This is a genomic window from Nonomuraea sp. B10E15, from assembly GCF_039871615.1.
In the GTDB taxonomy this organism is placed as follows: Bacteria; Actinomycetota; Actinomycetes; order Streptosporangiales; family Streptosporangiaceae; genus Nonomuraea.
Map to the genome: position 1 here is coordinate 176,866 of NZ_JBDPMB010000008.1, position 18,566 is coordinate 195,431.

Sequence of the window (18,566 nt, forward strand, 5' to 3'; positions counted from 1 at the left end):
GACAGCTACCCCGGAGAGCTGGCACGGTGTCCTGATGAATTTTGTCAGGGGATTTGTCGCGAGTTTGTTAGTTCTGGTCGGGTGTCTCGTGGCGATCACCGCCGTACCTGTGCGGTGGGCCGATGGCCAGCTGCAGACCGATGCGTACGGAACCACGGTGGCTCCGCTCCTGCAGGATCGGGAGCTGCAACGCCTGTTGGCCAACGCCGCGTTCGACGCGGCCGACGAGAAGGGTTACGCGGTTCCGCCCCGGTGGAAGGACCGCGTGCACACCCAGATGGCCACCATTCTCGCGACCCCGGAGGCGCGGCAGATCTGGCTGGACGCGAACCTGGCGGCGCGTGACCTCGTGGTGGACGGCACCGGCACCAAGATAGTGGTGGACACCGGCGACCTGATCGATTACGTGCGCAAGCGACTCAGGGCCCACGGCATCACCCTGCCGCGGGCGCCGGCTGAGGCGGACACCCGGCTCACGCTGGTCGACTCGCCGCAGATCGCTCGGGCCCGGGAGTCCGTCACCCAGCTCGGGACGCTGGCCGGCGTGCTGCCGGTTGCCGCGCTGGGCGTACTGGGGCTCGCCATCCTGATCGCGCGGCGGCGGTTCGTGACGTTGGCTGCGGCCGGCTGCGCGGTCGCGCTCGGCATGGGTGGTGCGATGGTCGCGCTGGACGTCGGCAAGGATCAGCTGCTCGGCAACAGCGCGGTCGCGGCCGACGAGGTGACCGGCACACTGGTCGCGGCGGTCTACGACGCGTTCGGGAATTCGTTGCGCGCGGATCTGTTCGGCGTTCTCATCGCGGCGGTCGTCCTCGGCGCGGCGGGCGTGGCGGGGGCGATCGCGGTCCCGCTGCTTCGCCGGCGTGCCGGCGCGGCGGAGCGGCCAGACGGACCATGGGAGGACGGCGCCCCCATGCAGCCGGGGTACGAGCAGCCGTACGCGCAACAGCGGCACCAGCAGGCACCCTGCGAGTCGCAACGGCCGTACTCGGAGCCGGGCCGGGGACGGCCGTGGTCCTGACGCGCGATGCCGCGCCCGCTCGATCCTCCGGCGAATAGCGATCTTCGCGGTTGCGAGCCCTTCGTTGGTGTCCCGCTCAGCCGGAACGGGGGCCGGCGGCCGGGCGGCGGGCGCGGTGGTTGGCGACGTTGACGCGGTTGCCGCAGAGGTCGGGCGTGCAGTAGCGGCGGCGTCCCGCGCGGCTGGTGTCGACGAACATGCCGTCGCACGTAGGGGAGGCGCAGTGGCGGAAGCGGTCGTGGCTCAGGGTCCGCAGGACGGCGAGCAGGCCCACGCCTATGAGTACGGCCAGCTCGTCGGCGACGGAGGCCTGCGGGGTGGTCGCGACGTACCACTGCCATCTGCCGTCGGCGTCACGGTAGAGGCCCGGAGCGGTGCCTGCTCTTCTGGCGAGCGTGGTGGCCAGGAGCGCGGCGTGCTCCTCGGCGGTGGCCTCGAGGACGGCGCGGACCTCATGGCGGAGGGCGAGCACCTGGGCGAGGTCGTCGCGGGACGGGGTGCGGCCGGCGGCCAGGGCGTCGGGGTGGAGGTCGTGCTCGGCCAGGAACCGGGAGAGCGCGGCCGGATCGGGCAGCAGCTCGCCCGCGCTCTGGACTGCCGGTGAGGTGTTGACCAGGTCTGTCGCCACCCCGGCCGCCCACGCGTAACCGGTAAAAGTTGCCTTCAAGCCTTACATCTCCTACTGTAACCGGAATAAGCCAACTATACCCCTTACAGGAGGAGTGGTATGAGCGCGCACACCGAGTCCGGCACATGGCAGCTTCGTCACCGGGTCCGCGTGTCCGGCGGTGAGGTCGCCACCGACGTCTTCGGCCAGGGATCACCCGTGATCCTCATCCACGGCACCCCCGCCTCCTCCTTCCTGTGGCGCGAGGTCGCTCCCATCCTGGCCCGCGAGCACGCCGTACACGTGTGGGACCTGCTCGGATACGGCGACTCCCAGCCGGGTCCGGGCGTCGTCCCGTCCATCGACCTGCAGGCCCGCACGCTCGCCGAGCTCGTCGGGCACTGGGACCTCGACGCCCCCGCCCTGGTCGGGCACGACATCGGCGGGGCCACCGCGCTCCGCGCCCACCTGGTGCACGGGATGCCCGTCCGTCGCCTCGCGCTCCTGGACGCCGCCGTCCTCGGAGCGTGGCTGACGCCGTTCACCCACCACATGCGGACCCACGCCGACGTCTACCGCACGATGCCCGCGCACGTCTTCGCCGACATCATCCGCCCGCGCCTGCACACCGCCACCCACCGGCCCATGTCCGAGGCCGTCGCGAGCTCCTACCTGGCCCCGTGGGACGGAGCCGCCGGGCAGCAGCGCTGGATCGATCAGGTCGCGGCGGTGAGCGACGACGACACCAGGGACATCGAGGACCGGCTGCCCGAGATCACCGTTCCGACCCAGGTCCTGTGGGGGGAGAACGACCAGTGGCTTCCCCCTGCCACCGCCGCCCGCCTCGCCGCCGCGATCCCCGGCGCCGGCCTGACCATGATCCCGGACGCGGGCCACTTCCTTCCCGAGGACAGCCCGTACGACACCGCGCAGGCGCTCCTGCGGTTCCTCGGCTGACGGCCGAAGAGGAGACAGGCGCGCACGTCAGCCGGCGCGCGGGTCAGCTGGCGAACCGCTGCGCCCGGTCGCGGGCCCAGCGCGCGGCCTGGGTGGCCTGGTCACCGGTGATGGGGGAGCCGGGCATACCGCCCAGCCGCTCCGTCAGGTCGGCGAAGCGTACATATTCCTGCTGGGCGTGTTCGCGGCAGGCGAGGCAGGTGACGCTTTCCGGATGCGGCGAGGTCATCGCGCTGGACACCTGGATGCCGCAGCCGGTGGTGACGACCCCAGGCGCGTCAGGTGCGCGGCCCAGCGTCGATGCGATCACGTTGCGGAAGTCGGCGCCGGCCTCCAGCACCTTCCGGTCGACATGGATGTGCGGATCGGTCTCGCTCATTCGCGCCCGCGCCTCCGTCCGGGTCGTCCCCGAACCAGACTAGTGCGCTGCCCCTTCATCGGTCGCCTTGGTGTCCGGTGCGCCGTTCCGGGCGGTGTCCGTGGGCCCGGACGTTCGGCGCTCCTGAGGCAGGCGATGCTCGAGGCGCAGCATCAGCGCCGCGCCCAGCGCGGCGAGAAGGCCCACGGCGAGCCAGGGGAGCAGCCGATTCTGGCCGAAGAGCAGGCCGAACAGGCCGGGGGCGAGGATGTTGGCGGCAGCGAAGGAGTACTGGAACGCCGCCAGGTAGGTTCCCCTGGACCCTGGCGGTGCGGCCTCGGCGGCGAGCGCGTTCGACGCGGGTCCGTACACCATCTCGGCGGCCGTGTAGCACAACACCACCGCCACGAGGTAAGGCACCAGCGCCTCGGACGGCAGCAGCACGGCGGCCGCGGACGCGGCGCACCACAGCGTCCACAGCACCCCGGCCCACGCCATGGCGCGGGGACGGGTGCAGCGGCGACGGACGAAGCGGGTGAGGGCGGCTGTACAGGTGGCCAGCAGCAGGGTGTTCAGGGCCAGCAGCGGCCCGGACACCCAGCTCGGTCCTGACAGGCCCTGGACGACGTAGACGGGCAACGACAGGGCGAGGAACGAACTGCACAACGCGAAGATCGTGGACGTCCCGATCAGAGCGAGGTAGGGGCGGTCCCGCAGCAGCGCCCGGTGGCCGGAGGGGCCCTGGACCGGGGCCTGGACGTGTGGTGTGGACGGCACCGCGAACACGACCAGCAGCGCGGCGGCCAGGAACGCCAGCGCGCTGCCGAGAACCAGCCCGTCGTAGACGCGCGCGGAGTCGACGGCGAGCACCGCGCCCGCGAGCAGCGCTCCACCGCCGGCCCCCGCCTCCCGGATCATCCCCGTCCTCGCGAACCAGTGGTCCTTGGCCTCGCTCCCCTCGGCGTCCGCCTGGTCGGCGACGAGCGTGAAGACGGAGGACCAGTAGACCCGCAGGCCGACCCCCGTCATCAGGACGGCGACCACCAGGGAGGCCGCTCCGGAGACCGTCAGGTAGAGCAGGAAGCCGAACCCTTGCAGCGCCTGACCGCCGGCGACCACCATCCGCGGCCCGAACCGGTCGACCAGCCAGCCGACGACAATCGGCACCGGCAGGGTCAGGGCGGTGGTCACGCTGACGAGGACACCGATCGTCGCCAGGTCCAGGTCGGTGACTTCGAGGAAGTACAGCAGCGACAGCGGGAGGTACAGGCCCGTGCCCAGCGCGTCGATCGCCACCGCCAGCAGGAGCGGCCAGCGCCTCCGTCCGTTCCGTGTCGTGCCGTCGTCCGCTGCTGCCTGTGCCACGCGCTGCACCGCCCTGTGTACCGCTCCCGCTTGAAGCCGTGGTCATCCAACACGGGCCGCTGACGGTTCCTCAACCCCTTTTGTGTGGTTTGCGGCGGGCATGGTCCGTGCGGCGACCTCGTGCTCCGGCGCCCGCTCACCTCACCAACCGGCGGCCGCGTCAGATCAGTTCGCGGAGCACGTCGTCGACCGGTGTGGCACTCACTCCCAGGACCTTCTCGGTCTCGGAGTGGTCGACGACGAACGGGTGGCCCGGCTTGATCAGCACCTCGTGCAATTCCGCCCAGAACGGATCATTCAGCGCGAGCAGGGTCAGGTCGCGTTCGGTCAGCTCTTCCAGGCGCGGCCGCGGCGCCCCGGCGAGTTCGGCGAGCCGGCCGGCCAGGTCCCGCACCGACAGGGTGGAGGTGGGCGCGTGCCACGCCCGCCCGTACGCCTGCTCGTCGCGGGCGGCGGCGACCAGCGTACGCGCGGTGTCGCCGATCGCCGAGTAGCTGTGCGGCACGTCGGGTTCCTGCGGCACGAGGGCGAGCCGGCCTTCGAGCACCGGGCGCTGCACCATGAGGCTGAACACCGAGAAGGCGCCGGCGCCGAAGAACTGGCCGGCCCGCACCTCGGTGACCCTCACCCCCGAGGCGGCGGCCTCCTCCCACACCCGCGCCCTGGCCCGTCCCTTGGGTCCGGTGGCGGCCAGCGGGAAGTCGGGTCTGATCGGCTGGTCCACCGGCCCGTAGCCGTACAGGTTGCCGAGCATGACGTAGGCGGGTCCGGTCCGCTTGACCGCGGTGAGCAGCGACGCCGACAGGATGGGGAACTGCTCCGGCCACGTGTGGTACGGCGGCGCGGCGGTGGTGAACAGGGTGTCCGCCCCTTCCGCCAGCCGGGTGAGCCGGTCAGTGTCGGTGGCGTCCGCGGCGACCCTCTCGACGAGGCGGTGCTCGGGCCCTCCGCCGGTGCGGCTGATCATTCGTACGCGCTCGCCGTCGCCGGCCAGGTGCAGGGCGGTCCTGGTCGCGGTGGCCCCGCGACCCACGATCACATGAAAGGTCATGCGGACCACGATGCCGATCGGCGACTTCATGGCATAGTGGCCGGAATGCCGATATTCCGGAGGATCTGGCCATGCACCGCATCGCCGCAGTCGTCGTGCCCCCCGTGCTGAGTTTCGACGTCTCGATCCCGCTCATGGTGTTCAACAGCGTTCCGCACTATGACGTGCGCATCTGTACGGCAAACCCCGGCCCGCTGGCGACCGTCGGAGGCCCGGACATCGTGGTGCCGTACGGGCTGGACGCGGTGGAGGGCGCCGACACGGTGATCGCCGTCGGCAGCGGCGGCGAACGGGCTCCCTCCGAGACGCTCGACGCCCTGCGGAAAGCCGCGGCCGGCGGCACGCGCATCGCCTCCCTGTGCACGGGCGCGTTCGTCCTGGCCCAGGCCGGCCTGCTGGACGGGCGCCGCGCCACCACCCACTGGAACCTGGCCGGCGACCTCGCCGCCCGTTTCCCGTCGGTCGAGGTGCAACCCGACCTGCTCTTCGTCGAGGACGGCGGCATCTACACCTCGGCGGGCGCGGCCGCCGCCATCGACCTGTGCCTCCATCTGGTCAGGGCCGACTACGGCGCCGCGGTGGCCAACACGGCCGCCCGGCTCGCCGTCGTCCCTCCCGTGCGGCCAGGCGGCCAGTCCCAGTACATCGAGACGCCGATGCCCGCCGAGCACGGCACCTCGCTCGCCGCCACCCGAGCCTGGGCGCTCGAGCGCCTCGACCGCCCGCTCTCCCTGGCCGACCTGGCCGGTCACGCGAGGATGAGCGTGCGGACCCTGACCAGGCGGTTCCACACGGAGACCGGGATGAGCCCGCTCCAGTGGCTGCTGCACCGGCGCATCGACCGTGCCAGGGAACTCCTGGAGACCACCCGGCTGCACATGGATCAGGTGGCCGCGCGGAGCGGGCTGGGCAGCGCCGATTCCCTCCGCAAGCACATGGTCGGCCGGGTCGGGCTCACCCCCACGGCCTACCGCGCGAGCTTCACCCAGGTGCCCGCGGGTACGTAGGCAAGGCATGGACCCCGATCGTGCCCGTGCTCTGTTCGCCGGCGAGCGGGTCGCCCGCCTGGCCACGGTGGGTGGCGACGGTGTCCCCCATCTGGTGCCCGTCACGTTCGCCGTGTCGGGCGACGTCGTCGCGACCGCCGTCGATCACAAACCGAAGTCGGCCACCCGCCTGCGGCGGCTGCGCAACATCGAGGAGAACCCCTCCACCTGCCTCCTGGCCGACCGCTACGACGACGAGGAGTGGGCGCGGTTGTGGTGGGTGCGCGCCGACGGCCGGGCCCGTGTCGTGTCCGGCGGACCGGATCACGACCGGGCGATCGACGACCTCGTCACCAAGTACGCGCAGTATCGCGAGCGACGCCCGCGCGGGCCGGTGATCCTCGTGTACGTGAGCCGATGGTCCGGCTGGGCTTCTGCGGAATAGCCGGGGCGGATGCACTCGGTCCCTTACCGCCCGAGGTCGGCGAGGAACTTGTCCCGGGCGGCCGCCGCGGCCTCCTCGGCCGTGGTGATCGCTGCGAAGATGGCGTCGGCCAGGTTCGCCGCGTCCAGCTTTCTCCTGCTCCGTGGTGAGATCTCCAGCCGGGTGAGGACGCCGAGCGCGTCGGTGACGGCCACGATGCCGCCACGGTCGGCGCGGCCCGTGAACTCGGCGGCCGTCCACTCCTCCACCCTGGCCTCCGCCCGTTCGGCGGCGGCGATCAGCGCATCGAGCCGTGCCTGCGCCTCCTCCATCGATCACTCTCCCCGAAGGACGTCGCGGATGTGGCCAGCGAGCGGGTCTGCGGGCACCGCGGTGTCCGAGGGACTGCCCGCGAGGGTCTGGACGACCTCGGTCAGCCGCTCGTCCATCGCGAGGTGGGCGGCGACGATCGCCTCGCGGACGGCCTGGGCGAGCTGCTCGTGGTCGAGGGCACGCAGACCGCGCGGATCGATGGACAACTTGCGCAGGCGGCCGGTGCCGGACACTTCGACGCGGACGGTGGCGGACGGGTCGGCGCCCGCCAGGCGCTCCTCTTCCAGCTCGCCCAGCGCCCCGGTCACGGCGCGGGCCCAGCCGTCGGTCTCTCGCAGCAGCCCGGCGACGTCGTCCTGCCGGCCTGCCGAGAACGCGTCCGCGCGCCTCATGAGGACTCCCCGCCGACGGGGATCCAGTAGTCGTCCACCATGGACGGATCCTCGATGTTGGGCGTGAGGTGGAGGGGGCGCGCACCCATGTCCGGGTTCCCGGAGCGGTAGAAGGCGCCCCTCACGTCGTTGAGCTTGAGCTCCAGCTTGTTGAGCTCACCCTCGTAGGAGTTGTACACGTCGACGAACTGCTTGACCAGGTTGCCGGCCGCGCTCATGAACAGGCCGACCTGGGCCATCAGGGCGACCTTCCCCACGGGGTGCGCGCTCATGGCGGCCACCCTGCGCAGGATGGGAGCCGAGCTGGCGTAGAGCCCTAACACCGACATGTCGTACCCCAGCACCTGCTTGTACTGGCTGTGCATGGTGCTGCTCATCGCTTCGGAGACCTTGGCCAGCTGGCCGTACAGGCCGTTGATGTTGAACCGCACGTATTGCTGGAGAGTTTCCACCGCCGCGCCCTTCCAGTTGGGCGAGATGTCGTCGAAGTAGGAGCGCCACAGGTCGGACCGGCTGGCCTCCAGCAGCCCGGCCATCTCCTTCCACTGCTCGCGGCGGTCGTAGAAGAGACGCGGGTTGCCCAGGTTGAGGGTGGCCGCCACGTCCAGGGCGAGCGCGGCGACGCCGATCCCCGACATCCACGCCGCCTCCCTGGTGGACTGGCGCAGCGGGTTCAGCTGCGTGATCAGCCGCTTGTAGAAGCCGGGGTCGGTGCGCCCCGGAGCGACCGTGACGGTCCGTTCCACCGTTCCGCGGGGGTTGGCGACGTGGAGTTGCTGGTCGGCCGTCGGCGTGCTCTGGCCGGGCAGGATCAGCTTCGGCGGTTCGCCGGTCGACATCGTGCCCCTCTCACTTGATGGTGCCGGCCCGCTCGGCGGCGACGTAGTTGTCAGCGGCCCTGGAGACCTTGCCGCTGTCGGTGCGCAGCACTTCGGAGAGGATGCCGGCGCTGTCCTTCCAGGTGTCGGTGATCGTGTTGAACCGGCTGACGAATATCTGCCCGACGATGGGTATGCCGGCCAGAGGGATGAGGCTCCAGCCCTCGAAGCGGGGGGTCGCCTCCTTGACCGTGTCGACCCCGGTGGCTGAGATGTCCATGATGCCGGCGAACTTGCGTACGTGGCTCACGCTGGTCTCGTAGCCGCCCTGGGATCCGCCCGAGGTGTCCGGGGCCTGCGTGGGCTCGGGGGTGGCGGCCGGCGTCGGCGTGGTGCGCAGGCTCGACGGGAGGCAGACGGGCGGAGGGCACGCGGGAGCGTGCGGGCACGGGCTCACCAGAGATTCCGAAGGGCCGGGTGTTCCGGGCGTGGCCGCCGGAGGCGTCGTGGGCGGTTGGTCCGTTGCCGTCGGCGGTGTGGTGGGCGGTGTGGTGGGCGGTGTGGTCGGCGGCTGCGTCGGCGTGTTGGTCGCTGACGGCGTGGGGGCCGGGTCGGACGCCGACGGGCTCGGAGAGGCGGTCGGCGAACCGCTCGCGGATGGCGTACTGGCCGTGAAAGACGATTCATCGGTCGACACGGGGTCTTTCTACCATCACCGGGTGCCGCCAGACCGCCCGCCCCCATTCTTTTGGCAGCATCTCCAAGACGTTCAGCCGGAATTCACTCCCGCGAGGCCTTGACGACAGCAGATACTCAGGTTCTCTCGGTGTAAATAGCCAGGTCAGTGACTGGTTGATCAGGCCTTTCTTCGTACGGCCGCTCGTGCATTTCGGAGCGGGCAGGGAAACGCCCCGGGTAAGGGCGCGGTCACGAGGGTGGTGGCCTGGCGATCGCGCCCGGTCCGGGGCGTGGATCCGGTGGTGGCGGTCACTCGGGCATGAGGACCTTGTCGATGACGTAGATGGTCGCGTTCTTCGTCTGCACGCCGCCGCAGACCAGCTTCGCGTCGTTGATCATGAGGTTCTCGCCCGAGCCCTCGATCTTGAGCTCGCCGCCCTCCAGCGACGTCAGGGTGCCTTCCTCCTCGAGGTCGGCGGGCGTCTTCTTGCCCTCCACGACGTGGTAGGTCAGAACCCTGGTGAGCTCTTCGTTGTCGCCCATGAGCTGGTCGCGGGCATCCTGCGGGATGGCCTCGAACGCCTTGTTGTCGGGCGCGAAGATCGTGAGCTCTTCGGCCTGGTCGAGCCGGTCGGCCAGACCCGCCTCCTGTACGGCCTCGTCCAGCGAGGACAGGTCGGGCACCTCGGACAGCGCGGTCGCGGCCGTCTGGTCGGCGAGGCCCGGCAGGCTGCTCTCGAGCGCGGAGCATCCGGGGCCGATCGGGGCGCCTCCCGGCCCTGGCGACGTGCCGGGCGACGTGCCGGGCGACGAATCCGGCGAGGGGACCGGCGAGGAGAGGGCTGGCGAGTGCGCGGATGCGCCGGTCATACCGGCAGTGGAGGCGGTCAGCGCCAAGGCCGCCGCGAGAAGCATTCGTTTCACTGTGTACCCCCGTGTTCTGTGGCGCCGTGCGGGGCGGGGCCCCGGCACGGCGTCGAGGTGCCCGGGTTCGCGACCCGGGTCTCCACTACCAGTGTCGGAGGTCGTTGAGCATGTCGGAGTTGCATTTACCCCAAAAGGCACAAAAGGCATAGAACTAAACTTTTGCCATATAAGGGATTTAAACCTCATAAGTAGTTATTCAACGCGACTGTGCCCCGGGCGGGCCGGTGACGTAGAGGCCCATGCCGGTGAAGTCGAACGTGACGGCGAAACGCTTGAGGAACTCGTGGCCGAAGGTCGCGATCGTGTCGAATCCCAGACGGTCGTCGAACAACGGCCCCACGACCCCCGGAATCCCGCGGCCCGTCGCGGCGCCGAGCGCCACCTGGTCCGCGACGATCGGATAGCACGGGCCGCCGCCGCTCCCCGTACGAGGGGTCTCGAACTTCAGGCCACAGAGCGTGGCGAACTTCTCCGAGGTGGTCACCCCGACGCCGGGCTCGCCCGTGGACAGGCAGACCAGGCGCGGGCCGTGGCCGTTGACGCTGCCCACCGTGCACGGGAAACGCCCGCCCGCCAGCCACAGCGGCAGGATCTCCGCGTCATGCCGCGCCGACTCCGCCCTGAACGCCCGCAGCTGCGACCTGCGGCGCAGGACGAGGGCCTGGCGGACGTAGTCGATCGTGGTGAGGAAACGGGAGAAGACGCTCATCCCGATGGTGCCGGACGCGGACACGTCGGCATCGCGCCAGACGACGGGTACGTTGCGCACCTCGATCGATCCCAGCCGGAAGGATCTCGCGACGCCGAGATGCGTCTCCGTGCCGTCCCTGGCACGGGTGGAGGCCACCGCGCGCAGGCGCGCCCGCTCGGCCGCCTCCATGGTGAGGAGCGGCTCCGCCACCGTGTCCAGCAGGAACCTCATCGGCTCCGACCCGTTGACCGACGCCTCCACGGTGGGCAGCGGGTCCAGTTGCTGGAAGACCAGCTTGGTGCTGCGCGGGCCGTACAGGTCGAACGGGGTGTCGCCGGCGGCGGCGTACTGCGCGGCGACCGCGTCCCTCCCGGCGGCCCTGAGCATCGGGACGGCTCGGGCAAGCTTGTACTGGCGTGCGTAGCAGTCCGCCAGCAGCTCCTTGAGCACGTCGTCGCCGGGGGCCAGCTCCACGGCTCTGGCCAGATACTTCTCGGCGGTGATGAACGCGTTCGACAGCAGGGCGATGCGGCCGATCTGCGCGTTGGCGTGGGCATCACCCGGGTCGGTGCGCAGGATGTCCGCGTAGCCGCGGCGAGCCTGCGCGAAATGGCCGGCGCGGAACAGGCTGTCAAGCAAGGTCGGCATGGTCAGACCAGGAGACCAGGCGGCGTGTTTCCAGGGCGTTTCCGGCGGCGGGGGCACCCTTGGGGCGCCCCCGCGCGAGGCCTAGATCTGAATGACCGACAGGACGTTGCCCGCCGGATCCCTGAACCACGCGATCGGCGGGCCCTCCGCGCGGAAAACCCCCTTCTCGTCCATCGGCATGCCCTCGTAACGCTCGAAACGCACTCCCCGCGCCGCGAGCTCCTCCACCGCCTTGTCGATGTCCTCGACCGGGAAGTTGAGAACCGTGAACGAGGCCGGCGTGTGGGCGTCGCCCTTCGGATATACCAGGACGCCGTTGCCGCCCTCGATGTGCAGCGTCAGCATTCCGTGCTCCTCCGAAACCCGGAGCCCGAGCGTGCCGCCGTAGAAACTTCTCGCTGCCGCGACGTCATTCACGGAGAAACCGCTGAACGCCTTCGTCGTGCCGAACACGATAACCGCCCCCTCTCGTCACATCGCCGCGCGGTGCGCCTCGCTGAGCTGGATGATCTGGACGTAGTTGCCGTCGGGATCGATCGCGGTGGCGAACAGGCTGCCGTCGCGGTCCTCCAGCTCGGCCAGCCACGAAACTCCCAGACTCTCCATCCGGGCGACCACGGCGCGGGCATCGGCCACGTCGAAGTTCAGTATCACCCTGCCGGGCTCGGCATTCTTGTCCGCGATGTCCGCCCGCGTGTCGATCAGCAGATGGAAGCCGCCGTACTTCAGCACCCGGATCACGCCGACGTCGGTCTTCTCCTCCGGCTCCAGCGCCGCGGCGTACCAGTCGCGCAGCCGGTCGGGATCGGTGCTCGCGAGCAGCATGCTGTCGAGAACGGGTCGCCTCATGGCCCACTCCTCTGTCGTCGATGTGCCTTACACCACGACAGACCGGCCCGCCGCCAGAAACTCATCGCCGCCGCCGCGACGGTCCTGCGCACGGACCAGAAAGGCGCAGCGCGCCCGCGGCGGCGGGCGCGCTGCGCGTGTTCGCGGGAAGGTCAGCCGGTGCGGAGCGTGAGCCCGTACACGCTGAGGATCTCATTGACCGGCTGGTGGTACGTCGTGCCACCGAAACTGCAGTTGCCCGAGCCGCCGGACGTCACGCCCTGGGCCTGGTTGCCGGAGATGAACGAGCCGCCGGAGTCGCCGGGCTCGGCACAGGCGGACGTGCGGGTGAGGCCGCGTACCGTGCCCTGCGGGTAGGTGACGCTGGCGTTGTGCTGCTGGATGGTGCCGCAGCGCCAGCCGGTGGTGGAGCCGGAGCGGCAGATGGAGGAGCCGACGGAGGCCTGCGAGGAGCCGCGTACGGTCACGGTCGAGCCGCCGGAGCCGCGCACCAACGGCTGCGGGGTGTTGCCGGGCGCGGCGACCCAGGCGTAGTCGTTGCCAGGGAAGGACGAGCCCTGGAAGGTGCCGGTCGGGTTGGTGGTCCTGGAGCCGGCCCGGCCGCAGTGCCCGGCGGTGACGAAGCCGGGGGTGCTGCCTCGCGTGACCGAGAAGCCGACACTGCAGCGGCTCGAGCCGATGTAGTAGGCCGACCCGCCGATGATGTTGATGAACGGCTTCGGCTGCTCAGTCGTCGCCGACACGGTCAGCGCCTCCTTGTCGACGCCCGCGGCGTCGGCGAGGGCCTGCGCGGCCTCCACCGTGGAGGCCTGGACGGAGACGTTGTTGGCGGTCACGTCCACGTACCAGAGGGCGGCACCGGACCTGGCGGTCTCCGGAGCCTGGTCGATCTCCTGAACGATCCCCTCGAGCTCGGCCAGCGTGCGCTTGACGACGACGGGCTGCGCGCCCTGCTCCTCGATGGCGGCGGTCTCGGCGGCGTCGGTGGTGGCGACCATGAGCTTGGAGGCGTCCTTGTTGAGCCAGGCGCCGCCGAACGAGTCGGCACCCAGCTTGCCGCTGAGCGAGGCCTCGGTGGCCGCGGCGCGCTGCTCGTTGGCGAGCCGGGTGATGACCTGCTCCTCGGAAAGGCCGAGGTCGCGTTCGAGTGCGTCGATCACGGGGGGAGGCGCGGAGGGGGGAGCTGATTGCGGTGCCGGCTCAGCGAACGCTGGGCTGAGGGGGGTGGCCAGGCAGGCGGCGAGGATGATGGATCCTGCCACCGCACCGCGTTTACTCAACATGAGCACTCCTCGGTTGGGGGTGCTGTCAAGTTAACGGAGGTTAACGCTTCTCGTCAGATGTCAAACAGGCCCTATTTCGGTGTTATATCCGCGGTTTCGGCCGTGGGCCCGAACCGGCGGCCCTCCGCCCATAAGGCCGTCCCCGGCGGCGAGCAGGGCCGCCGCCGGGGAACGGCCCCGGTCACCGGCGCGCCGGGGCGAGCGCCGTCGAGCGCGCCGTCACCAGGGCGATGAACGCGTACGGCACCACCATGAGGGCGAACGTCAGGCCGTTCGACACGTACGACGACGTCGCCCCGTACGCGGCGTACACGGCGAGCGTGACCACGTTCATGCCCAGACCGGCGACCGACGTCACGGTGGCCCTGGCCGTGCCGGTGATCTGCTCCTGCATCCGCGCGTCCGCCACCACCCCGGCCAGCTGGAACGCCCCGAAGGCCAGGGCGATCAGCACGAACCCGGCCGGGTGCCCGCTCACCGCCCCCGCCGCCATGGCCAGCGCCGCGAGGGCGAGGGTCAGGGCGTACGCGCGGGGCGGCATGTGCCGGGCGCGTCCGGCCAGCAGGCCGCCCGCCGTGGCGCCGACCCAGGTCAGGAGGATGAGCATCGGGATCACGGCCTTGGTCACGCCCGCCTCGATCGCGAGGTAGGGGACGTACTCCTCCAGCGCTCCCCAGATCGCCGTCACGAAGGCGACCAGCAGCACAGCGCGCAGGACCCGGCGATCCGTGCGGACCTCCGTCAGGCCGGCCTTCAGGATCGCCAGGTAACCCTCCTCAGCGCCGTCGCCGCGCGTGCGGTGCTCGGGCAGGGTGAGCGCCGTGGCCGCGCACAGGACGCAGGCCAGCACGCTGGCGACGCCCACGGCCGGATAGCCGCCGGCCGCGAGAACGGGCGTGGCCAGGCCGATCGCCGCCGCGGCGGCGACGGTGCCCACGGCGGTGGCCCGGCCCATGACGGCGGTGTAACGGTGCGCCTGGCCGCGGCGCTCCAGCTCCTCGTAGGAGAGGGCCTCGAACGCGCCGGAAACCAGCGCCCCCTCGGCGCCCCACAACACGAAGCCGAGCGCGAACGCCCAGTAGGAAGGGAAGACCAACCACAGGGTGAAACCCAGCCCGGCCAGCAGCGGCCCGAGGAACAGGGTGACGCGCCTGGACAGCCGGTCGGCCCAGGCACCGGACGGGATCTCGAGCACCATGCCCGTCGCCGACCAGATGACGAACAGGGACGAGGTCTCGGCCACGGACAACCCGGTGTCGATGAACAGCAGCGTGTAGACCGGGTAGATCAGCAGGAATTCGCCGAGGAACGCGTAGACGTAGAGTGATGCGACAAGCATGAGGCCTTCCAGGGGGACGAGTAGGGACTCCGAGTGCTTGTCGCCTCGGAGGCCCGCGCGCCCCGCGCCGGCCCCTGGTTATGGATCAATGTCGCCAGATCATGCGAGCCAGTCTAGTGCACCCTCTGTCACCGTCCACCCCTCCGCGACACCAGGCCGAGCGGACGGGCCTGCCGGTGGAGGGGGTCGCGTCAGCGGTCGTCGTCGTCGAACGACTGCAGGACCCGTTCGAACGCGTCGCCGACGGGCCGCAGCACCTCCGTGAACGCGTTGACCAGCGGGCCGAAGATCTCGGTCACCTCGGTCATGAGGTCGGGACTCTTGCTCTCGGGAGGCGCCCAGCGCATGGCGTCGGCGCTCAGCGTCTCCCACTCGTCGACTACGCCGTCGATCGCGTCGAGCACATGGTCAGGATCGCTTGGCATGGCCGTTTCCCCTGGAAGTCACCCGGTGGAATCGCTCCGTGGCGAAGGAGCCGTCATCACCACGGTACTTCAGGCCGGGACGGACACGCCCACGCCGCCTCGGGTCCGTGCGCCGTACCGCTCCTTGTCGGCGCTCAGGTCGAGCGGGCGGATGCTGGAGCGGGCGGCGAGCACCTCGTCGGTCAGCAACGCCGCGGGCACCAGCCACGACACCTCGAACTCCAGCCCGTCGGGGTCCTTCGCGTAGAGCGCCTTGGTGGTGCCGTGGTCGGAGGCGCCGACCAGCGCGCCGAGCTCGCGCAGCCTGGCGGCGATGCGATCGAGCTCGTCGAGGGTGTCGACCTCCCAGGCCAGGTGGTAGAGGCCGACCGAGGTGCGGCCCGCCGGTGAGGGGGCCGCGTCGCCGCCGATCTCGAACAGGCCCAGGTCGTGGTCGTTCGTCGAGCCGGGGGCCTGCAGGAAGGCGGCGCCCGGCAGGCTCATGACGACCTCGAAACCGAGGGCTTCACGGTAGAAGGCGACGCTGCGCTCCATGTCGCGCACGTAGAGGACCGCGTGGTTGAGCCGCTGAACCGGCATGGTGTACCCCTTTCGATGGAGCCACCTCAAATGTATGAGAATTCAACCACTTGGAGAGCCCCGCTGCCGCCGAGCGACGGCCGGTGGGGCCTGCCGGGGCCCATCGGCGGCGGGGAACACGCGGGCGGGGTGTGGCGCGCAACTGTCGGACAGAGGCCGTACCGTTCTCCGGGTACCCGAACCGAGGAGATTGCCGATGCACGACACCGAAGAGGCGCTGTTCAGGGCGGTCCACGGCATCGCGGGCAGGCTCGCAGGCCAGCCCGTGCCCGTGGTGATGGACGCGCTGCTGCGCGACCTGCCCAAGGCTCCCGGCCTCGAGGTGACGGAGATCCGCAGGATCGCCGAGGAGATCAGCGTGGGCCGCGACCCGTCGGGCTTGTGAACACCTGATCGCGGGGGGAGCATCGAGACATGGGCGAGCCGACCGCGCCGACGGGCGCATCTCCCGGACGGCTGCGGACGCCCTGGTCACCCGCGTCCCCGCCGGGCGCGGGTAGCATTCCCCCCATCTCAACCAGTTTGGCGCTGGAACACGTGTTAGGAGTACGCGGGTGACGCTGGTCGCAGGGGTCGATTCCTCCACGCAGAGTTGCAAGGTCGTCATCCGCGACGCCGAGACGGGCGCGCTGGTCCGGCAGGGCCGGGCCCCGCACCCCGACGGCACCGAGGTCCACCCGTCACACTGGTGGGCCGCATTACTGCAGGCCATCGAGGAGGCCGGCGGGCTCGACGACGTGGCCGCCGTCAGCGTGGCCGGCCAGCAGCACGGCATGGTCTGCCTCGACGCCTCGGGCGACGTCGTCCGCGACGCCCTCCTGTGGAACGACACCCGCTCCGCCCGGGCCGCCGCCGACCTGGTCACCGAGCTGGGCGGCCCGCAGGCATGGGCCGACGCGGTGGGTTCGGTGCCCGTGGCGTCGTTCACCGTGACCAAGCTGCGCTGGCTGGCCGAGCACGAGCCGGCCGGCGTCCAGCGCACGGCGGCGGTGTGCCTGCCGCACGACTGGCTCACCTGGCGCCTGGCCGGCGCCCTCGCCTCCGGCCCCTTCGACGCGCGGGCCTGGCGCGAGGCCCCCACGCCGCCCCTCGACCAGCTCGCCACCGACCGCGGCGACGCCTCCGGCACCGGCTACTGGTCCCCCGCGACCGGCGCCTACCGCACCGACCTGCTGAAGACCGCACTCGGCACCGTCCCGCACCTGCCCAAGGTGCTCGGGCCGCAGGAGGCGGCGCCGGGTTCCGGGCGCGTGCTGATCGCGCCGGGCACCGGCGACAACATGGCGGCTGCGCTCGGCGTCGGCGCCCGGCCCGGCGACGTCGTGGTGTCGCTCGGCACGTCCGGCACCGTGTTCGCGGTCGCCGAGACACCCAGCGCCGACCCCACCGGCGCGGTCGCCGGGTTCGCCGACGCGACGGGGCGCTTCCTGCCGCTGGTGTGCACGCTCAACGCCGCCCGCGTCATGGACGCCGCCGCCCGCATCGCCGGCGTCTCGCTCGACGAGCTGAGCGACCTCGCCCTCCAGGCGCCGCCGGGGGCCGAAGGGCTCACGCTGGTCCCCTACCTCGAAGGCGAGCGCACCCCCAACCGGCCCACCGCGACGGGGTCGATCCACGGGCTTACCCTGTCCACCGCCACCCCCGCCCACCTGGCCAGGGCCGCCGTCGAAGGCATGTTGTGCGGGCTGGCCGACGCGCACGACGCGCTCGGCCTGCGGCCGGAACGGGTGCTGCTGATCGGGGGCGCGGCCCGCTCGGAGGCGGTCCGCCGCATCGCCCCCACGATCTTCGGCGTGCCGATCGCGGTGCCGCCACCCGCCGAATACGTCGCCGACGGCGCCGCCCACCAGGCCGCCACCCTGGTCACCACCCCCGACTGGCGCTCGGGGGACACCCAGACGTACGAAGGTCAGGCGGTGCAGGAGATCCGCCACCGCTACGCCCGCGCGACCGCGCACATCCTCGACTGACGCCGGCCCCGCCGCGCCGGCTCCGCGCCGCGTGGCGGCACGGGCGCGCGCCCTGCCCACAGATGAGGACTCAGGGACGGGTCAGGGTCGGGTCGGGGGCGGGGCCTGATGCGGGGGAGCGGTCGCCAGGGGCAGGGTAGGGCCTATGACCGCAGCAAAGAGGCTCTACCCCCTGATCGCCTGCGCCTCGATCCTGTTCTCGGTGGTCGCCGTGGTGGCCGGCCAGTTCGGTTCGGCCCCCTACCTCGACCCCATGAACGTGACCGTGAGCGAGTTCGCCGTGTCCGACCGCGGGGGCGTGACGGAGATGGCGATGGCGGTTCTCGGGGTCGGGTCTCTGGTGTTGCTGGCGGGGCTGCGGTCCGCGGGGGCGCCCGTGCGGGGGATGCCCGGGCGGTTGCTGATGGTGTGGTCGGGAGCGCTGATCGTGGCGGCGATCATCCCGACCACACCCATCGGCCAGGATCCGGATCTCGCGGCGCAGATCCACAGGTACGCGTCGGTCGCGGCGTTCGTGAGCCTGCCGGCCGCGGGCGCGCTGCTGGTGCCCCGGCTGACCGCGCACGCGGCGTGGAAGCCCGTCGCGCGGGCTGTGGAGTGGGTGGCGCTGGCGGGCGGGTTCGGGCTGCTGGCGATCACCTACGTGGCGCTGCCGGGCGAGCGGGTGATGATCGGGTTGGTGGAGCGGTTGCTGCTGGCCGCGGAGGTGTCGTTGCTGGCGGTGCTCGCGGGGTGGCTGGCGTGGCTGGCCTGGCGTCCGGCCGCCGCAAAGGCCGTCAATTTCCCGACATATCACAGATTTATCGCTAGTCGATCTTAAAAGCATCTGTTTCGGTGCTATTCTCTCCCGCGATCTTCTATCCGG

The 18,566-nt window shown here is 71.1% G+C and carries 23 protein-coding genes; 7 read left to right on the forward strand and 16 right to left on the reverse strand.

Translation table 11 applies throughout. The features are described from left to right. The first annotated feature begins 34 nt into the window (after positions 1-34). Complete coding sequence (locus ABGB14_RS23845; RefSeq protein ID WP_347646034.1) at positions 35-1,021, forward strand: hypothetical protein; 987 nt, start codon at positions 35-37, stop codon at positions 1,019-1,021. Between the two features lie 76 nt (positions 1,022-1,097). On the opposite strand, the gene ABGB14_RS23850 is transcribed toward ABGB14_RS23845, so the two are convergent. Further along, positions 1,098-1,688 (reverse strand): CGNR zinc finger domain-containing protein, encoded by a 591-nt coding sequence (locus ABGB14_RS23850; protein ID WP_347646035.1) that lies wholly within the window; start codon positions 1,686-1,688, stop codon positions 1,098-1,100. A gap of 60 nt (positions 1,689-1,748) precedes the next feature. Here ABGB14_RS23850 and ABGB14_RS23855 point away from each other — a divergent pair, with 60 nt between their 5' ends. Then, the gene (locus tag ABGB14_RS23855) at positions 1,749-2,585 is read left to right on the forward strand and encodes an alpha/beta hydrolase (RefSeq protein WP_347646036.1); all 837 of its coding nucleotides are present in this window, start codon (positions 1,749-1,751) and stop codon (positions 2,583-2,585) included. A 43-nt stretch (positions 2,586-2,628) separates the two neighbouring features. On the opposite strand, the gene ABGB14_RS23860 is transcribed toward ABGB14_RS23855, so the two are convergent. The 3 genes from ABGB14_RS23860 to ABGB14_RS23870 form a co-directional block, all read right to left on the reverse strand. After that, on the reverse strand, positions 2,629-2,964 hold the full coding sequence (locus ABGB14_RS23860; protein ID WP_347646037.1) for a hypothetical protein: 336 nt from the start codon (positions 2,962-2,964) through the stop codon (positions 2,629-2,631). A gap of 39 nt (positions 2,965-3,003) precedes the next feature. Continuing rightward, complete coding sequence (locus tag ABGB14_RS23865; RefSeq protein ID WP_347646038.1) at positions 3,004-4,308, reverse strand: MFS transporter; 1,305 nt, start codon at positions 4,306-4,308, stop codon at positions 3,004-3,006. Positions 4,309-4,468: 160 nt separating this feature from the next. Then, entirely contained in the window at positions 4,469-5,359 is an 891-nt protein-coding gene (locus ABGB14_RS23870) for an NAD-dependent epimerase (RefSeq protein ID WP_347646039.1), read from the reverse strand. A gap of 71 nt (positions 5,360-5,430) precedes the next feature. Here ABGB14_RS23870 and ABGB14_RS23875 point away from each other — a divergent pair, with 71 nt between their 5' ends. Both ABGB14_RS23875 and ABGB14_RS23880 read left to right on the forward strand, forming a co-directional pair. Next, entirely contained in the window at positions 5,431-6,366 is a 936-nt protein-coding gene (locus ABGB14_RS23875) for a helix-turn-helix domain-containing protein (RefSeq protein WP_347646040.1), read from the forward strand. 7 nt (positions 6,367-6,373) lie between these two features. After that, positions 6,374-6,790, forward strand: coding sequence for a TIGR03668 family PPOX class F420-dependent oxidoreductase (locus tag ABGB14_RS23880; RefSeq protein WP_347646041.1), 417 nt, complete (start codon positions 6,374-6,376; stop codon positions 6,788-6,790). Positions 6,791-6,813: 23 nt separating this feature from the next. Here the strand turns inward: ABGB14_RS23880 and ABGB14_RS23885 are convergent, their stop codons facing one another. From ABGB14_RS23885 to ABGB14_RS23940, 12 genes are all read right to left on the reverse strand, one after another. Continuing rightward, positions 6,814-7,101, reverse strand: coding sequence for a YbaB/EbfC family nucleoid-associated protein (locus ABGB14_RS23885; RefSeq protein ID WP_347646042.1), 288 nt, complete (start codon positions 7,099-7,101; stop codon positions 6,814-6,816). A gap of 3 nt (positions 7,102-7,104) precedes the next feature. Then, positions 7,105-7,494, reverse strand: a complete 390-nt coding sequence (locus tag ABGB14_RS23890) for a YbaB/EbfC family nucleoid-associated protein (protein WP_347646043.1) — start codon at positions 7,492-7,494, stop codon at positions 7,105-7,107. Then, on the reverse strand, positions 7,491-8,333 hold the full coding sequence (locus ABGB14_RS23895) for a hypothetical protein (RefSeq protein WP_347646044.1): 843 nt from the start codon (positions 8,331-8,333) through the stop codon (positions 7,491-7,493). Before ABGB14_RS23895 ends, ABGB14_RS23890 begins: the two co-directional genes overlap by 4 nt. Before the next feature lie 10 nt (positions 8,334-8,343). Then, the gene (locus tag ABGB14_RS23900; protein ID WP_347646045.1) at positions 8,344-8,769 is read right to left on the reverse strand and encodes a hypothetical protein; all 426 of its coding nucleotides are present in this window, start codon (positions 8,767-8,769) and stop codon (positions 8,344-8,346) included. 530 nt (positions 8,770-9,299) lie between these two features. After that, the gene (locus ABGB14_RS23905) at positions 9,300-9,860 is read right to left on the reverse strand and encodes a fasciclin domain-containing protein (protein ID WP_347646046.1); all 561 of its coding nucleotides are present in this window, start codon (positions 9,858-9,860) and stop codon (positions 9,300-9,302) included. Positions 9,861-10,113: 253 nt separating this feature from the next. After that, positions 10,114-11,247 (reverse strand): aspartyl protease family protein, encoded by a 1,134-nt coding sequence (locus ABGB14_RS23910; protein WP_347646047.1) that lies wholly within the window; start codon positions 11,245-11,247, stop codon positions 10,114-10,116. 90 nt (positions 11,248-11,337) lie between these two features. Further along, positions 11,338-11,709: a VOC family protein gene (locus tag ABGB14_RS23915; RefSeq protein WP_347646048.1), complete on the reverse strand. Its 372-nt coding sequence runs from the start codon at positions 11,707-11,709 to the stop codon at positions 11,338-11,340. A gap of 18 nt (positions 11,710-11,727) precedes the next feature. Beyond that, a complete protein-coding gene (locus tag ABGB14_RS23920) occupies positions 11,728-12,105 on the reverse strand; it encodes a VOC family protein (RefSeq protein ID WP_347646049.1) in 378 nt (125 codons plus the stop codon). A gap of 152 nt (positions 12,106-12,257) precedes the next feature. Beyond that, entirely contained in the window at positions 12,258-13,265 is a 1,008-nt protein-coding gene (locus ABGB14_RS23925) for a S1 family peptidase (RefSeq protein WP_347646050.1), read from the reverse strand. A gap of 304 nt (positions 13,266-13,569) precedes the next feature. Continuing rightward, on the reverse strand, positions 13,570-14,727 hold the full coding sequence (locus ABGB14_RS23930) for an MFS transporter (RefSeq protein WP_347646051.1): 1,158 nt from the start codon (positions 14,725-14,727) through the stop codon (positions 13,570-13,572). 191 nt (positions 14,728-14,918) lie between these two features. Next, the gene (locus tag ABGB14_RS23935; RefSeq protein WP_347646052.1) at positions 14,919-15,152 is read right to left on the reverse strand and encodes a hypothetical protein; all 234 of its coding nucleotides are present in this window, start codon (positions 15,150-15,152) and stop codon (positions 14,919-14,921) included. A 69-nt stretch (positions 15,153-15,221) separates the two neighbouring features. Next, positions 15,222-15,731 carry a VOC family protein gene (locus ABGB14_RS23940; RefSeq protein WP_347646053.1) on the reverse strand — a complete coding sequence of 170 codons (510 nt, stop codon included), beginning with the start codon at positions 15,729-15,731 and terminating at the stop codon, positions 15,222-15,224. Positions 15,732-15,927: 196 nt separating this feature from the next. Between ABGB14_RS23940 and ABGB14_RS23945 the strand changes: the two genes are divergently transcribed. The 3 genes from ABGB14_RS23945 (at position 15,928) to ABGB14_RS23955 (ending at position 18,521) form a co-directional block, all read left to right on the forward strand. Then, a complete protein-coding gene (locus ABGB14_RS23945) occupies positions 15,928-16,116 on the forward strand; it encodes a hypothetical protein (RefSeq protein WP_132341854.1) in 189 nt (62 codons plus the stop codon). A 169-nt stretch (positions 16,117-16,285) separates the two neighbouring features. Continuing rightward, positions 16,286-17,701: an FGGY family carbohydrate kinase gene (locus tag ABGB14_RS23950; RefSeq protein ID WP_347646054.1), complete on the forward strand. Its 1,416-nt coding sequence runs from the start codon at positions 16,286-16,288 to the stop codon at positions 17,699-17,701. A 145-nt stretch (positions 17,702-17,846) separates the two neighbouring features. Further along, a complete protein-coding gene (locus ABGB14_RS23955; protein ID WP_347646055.1) occupies positions 17,847-18,521 on the forward strand; it encodes a DUF998 domain-containing protein in 675 nt (224 codons plus the stop codon). The last annotated feature ends 45 nt before the right edge of the window (positions 18,522-18,566 follow it).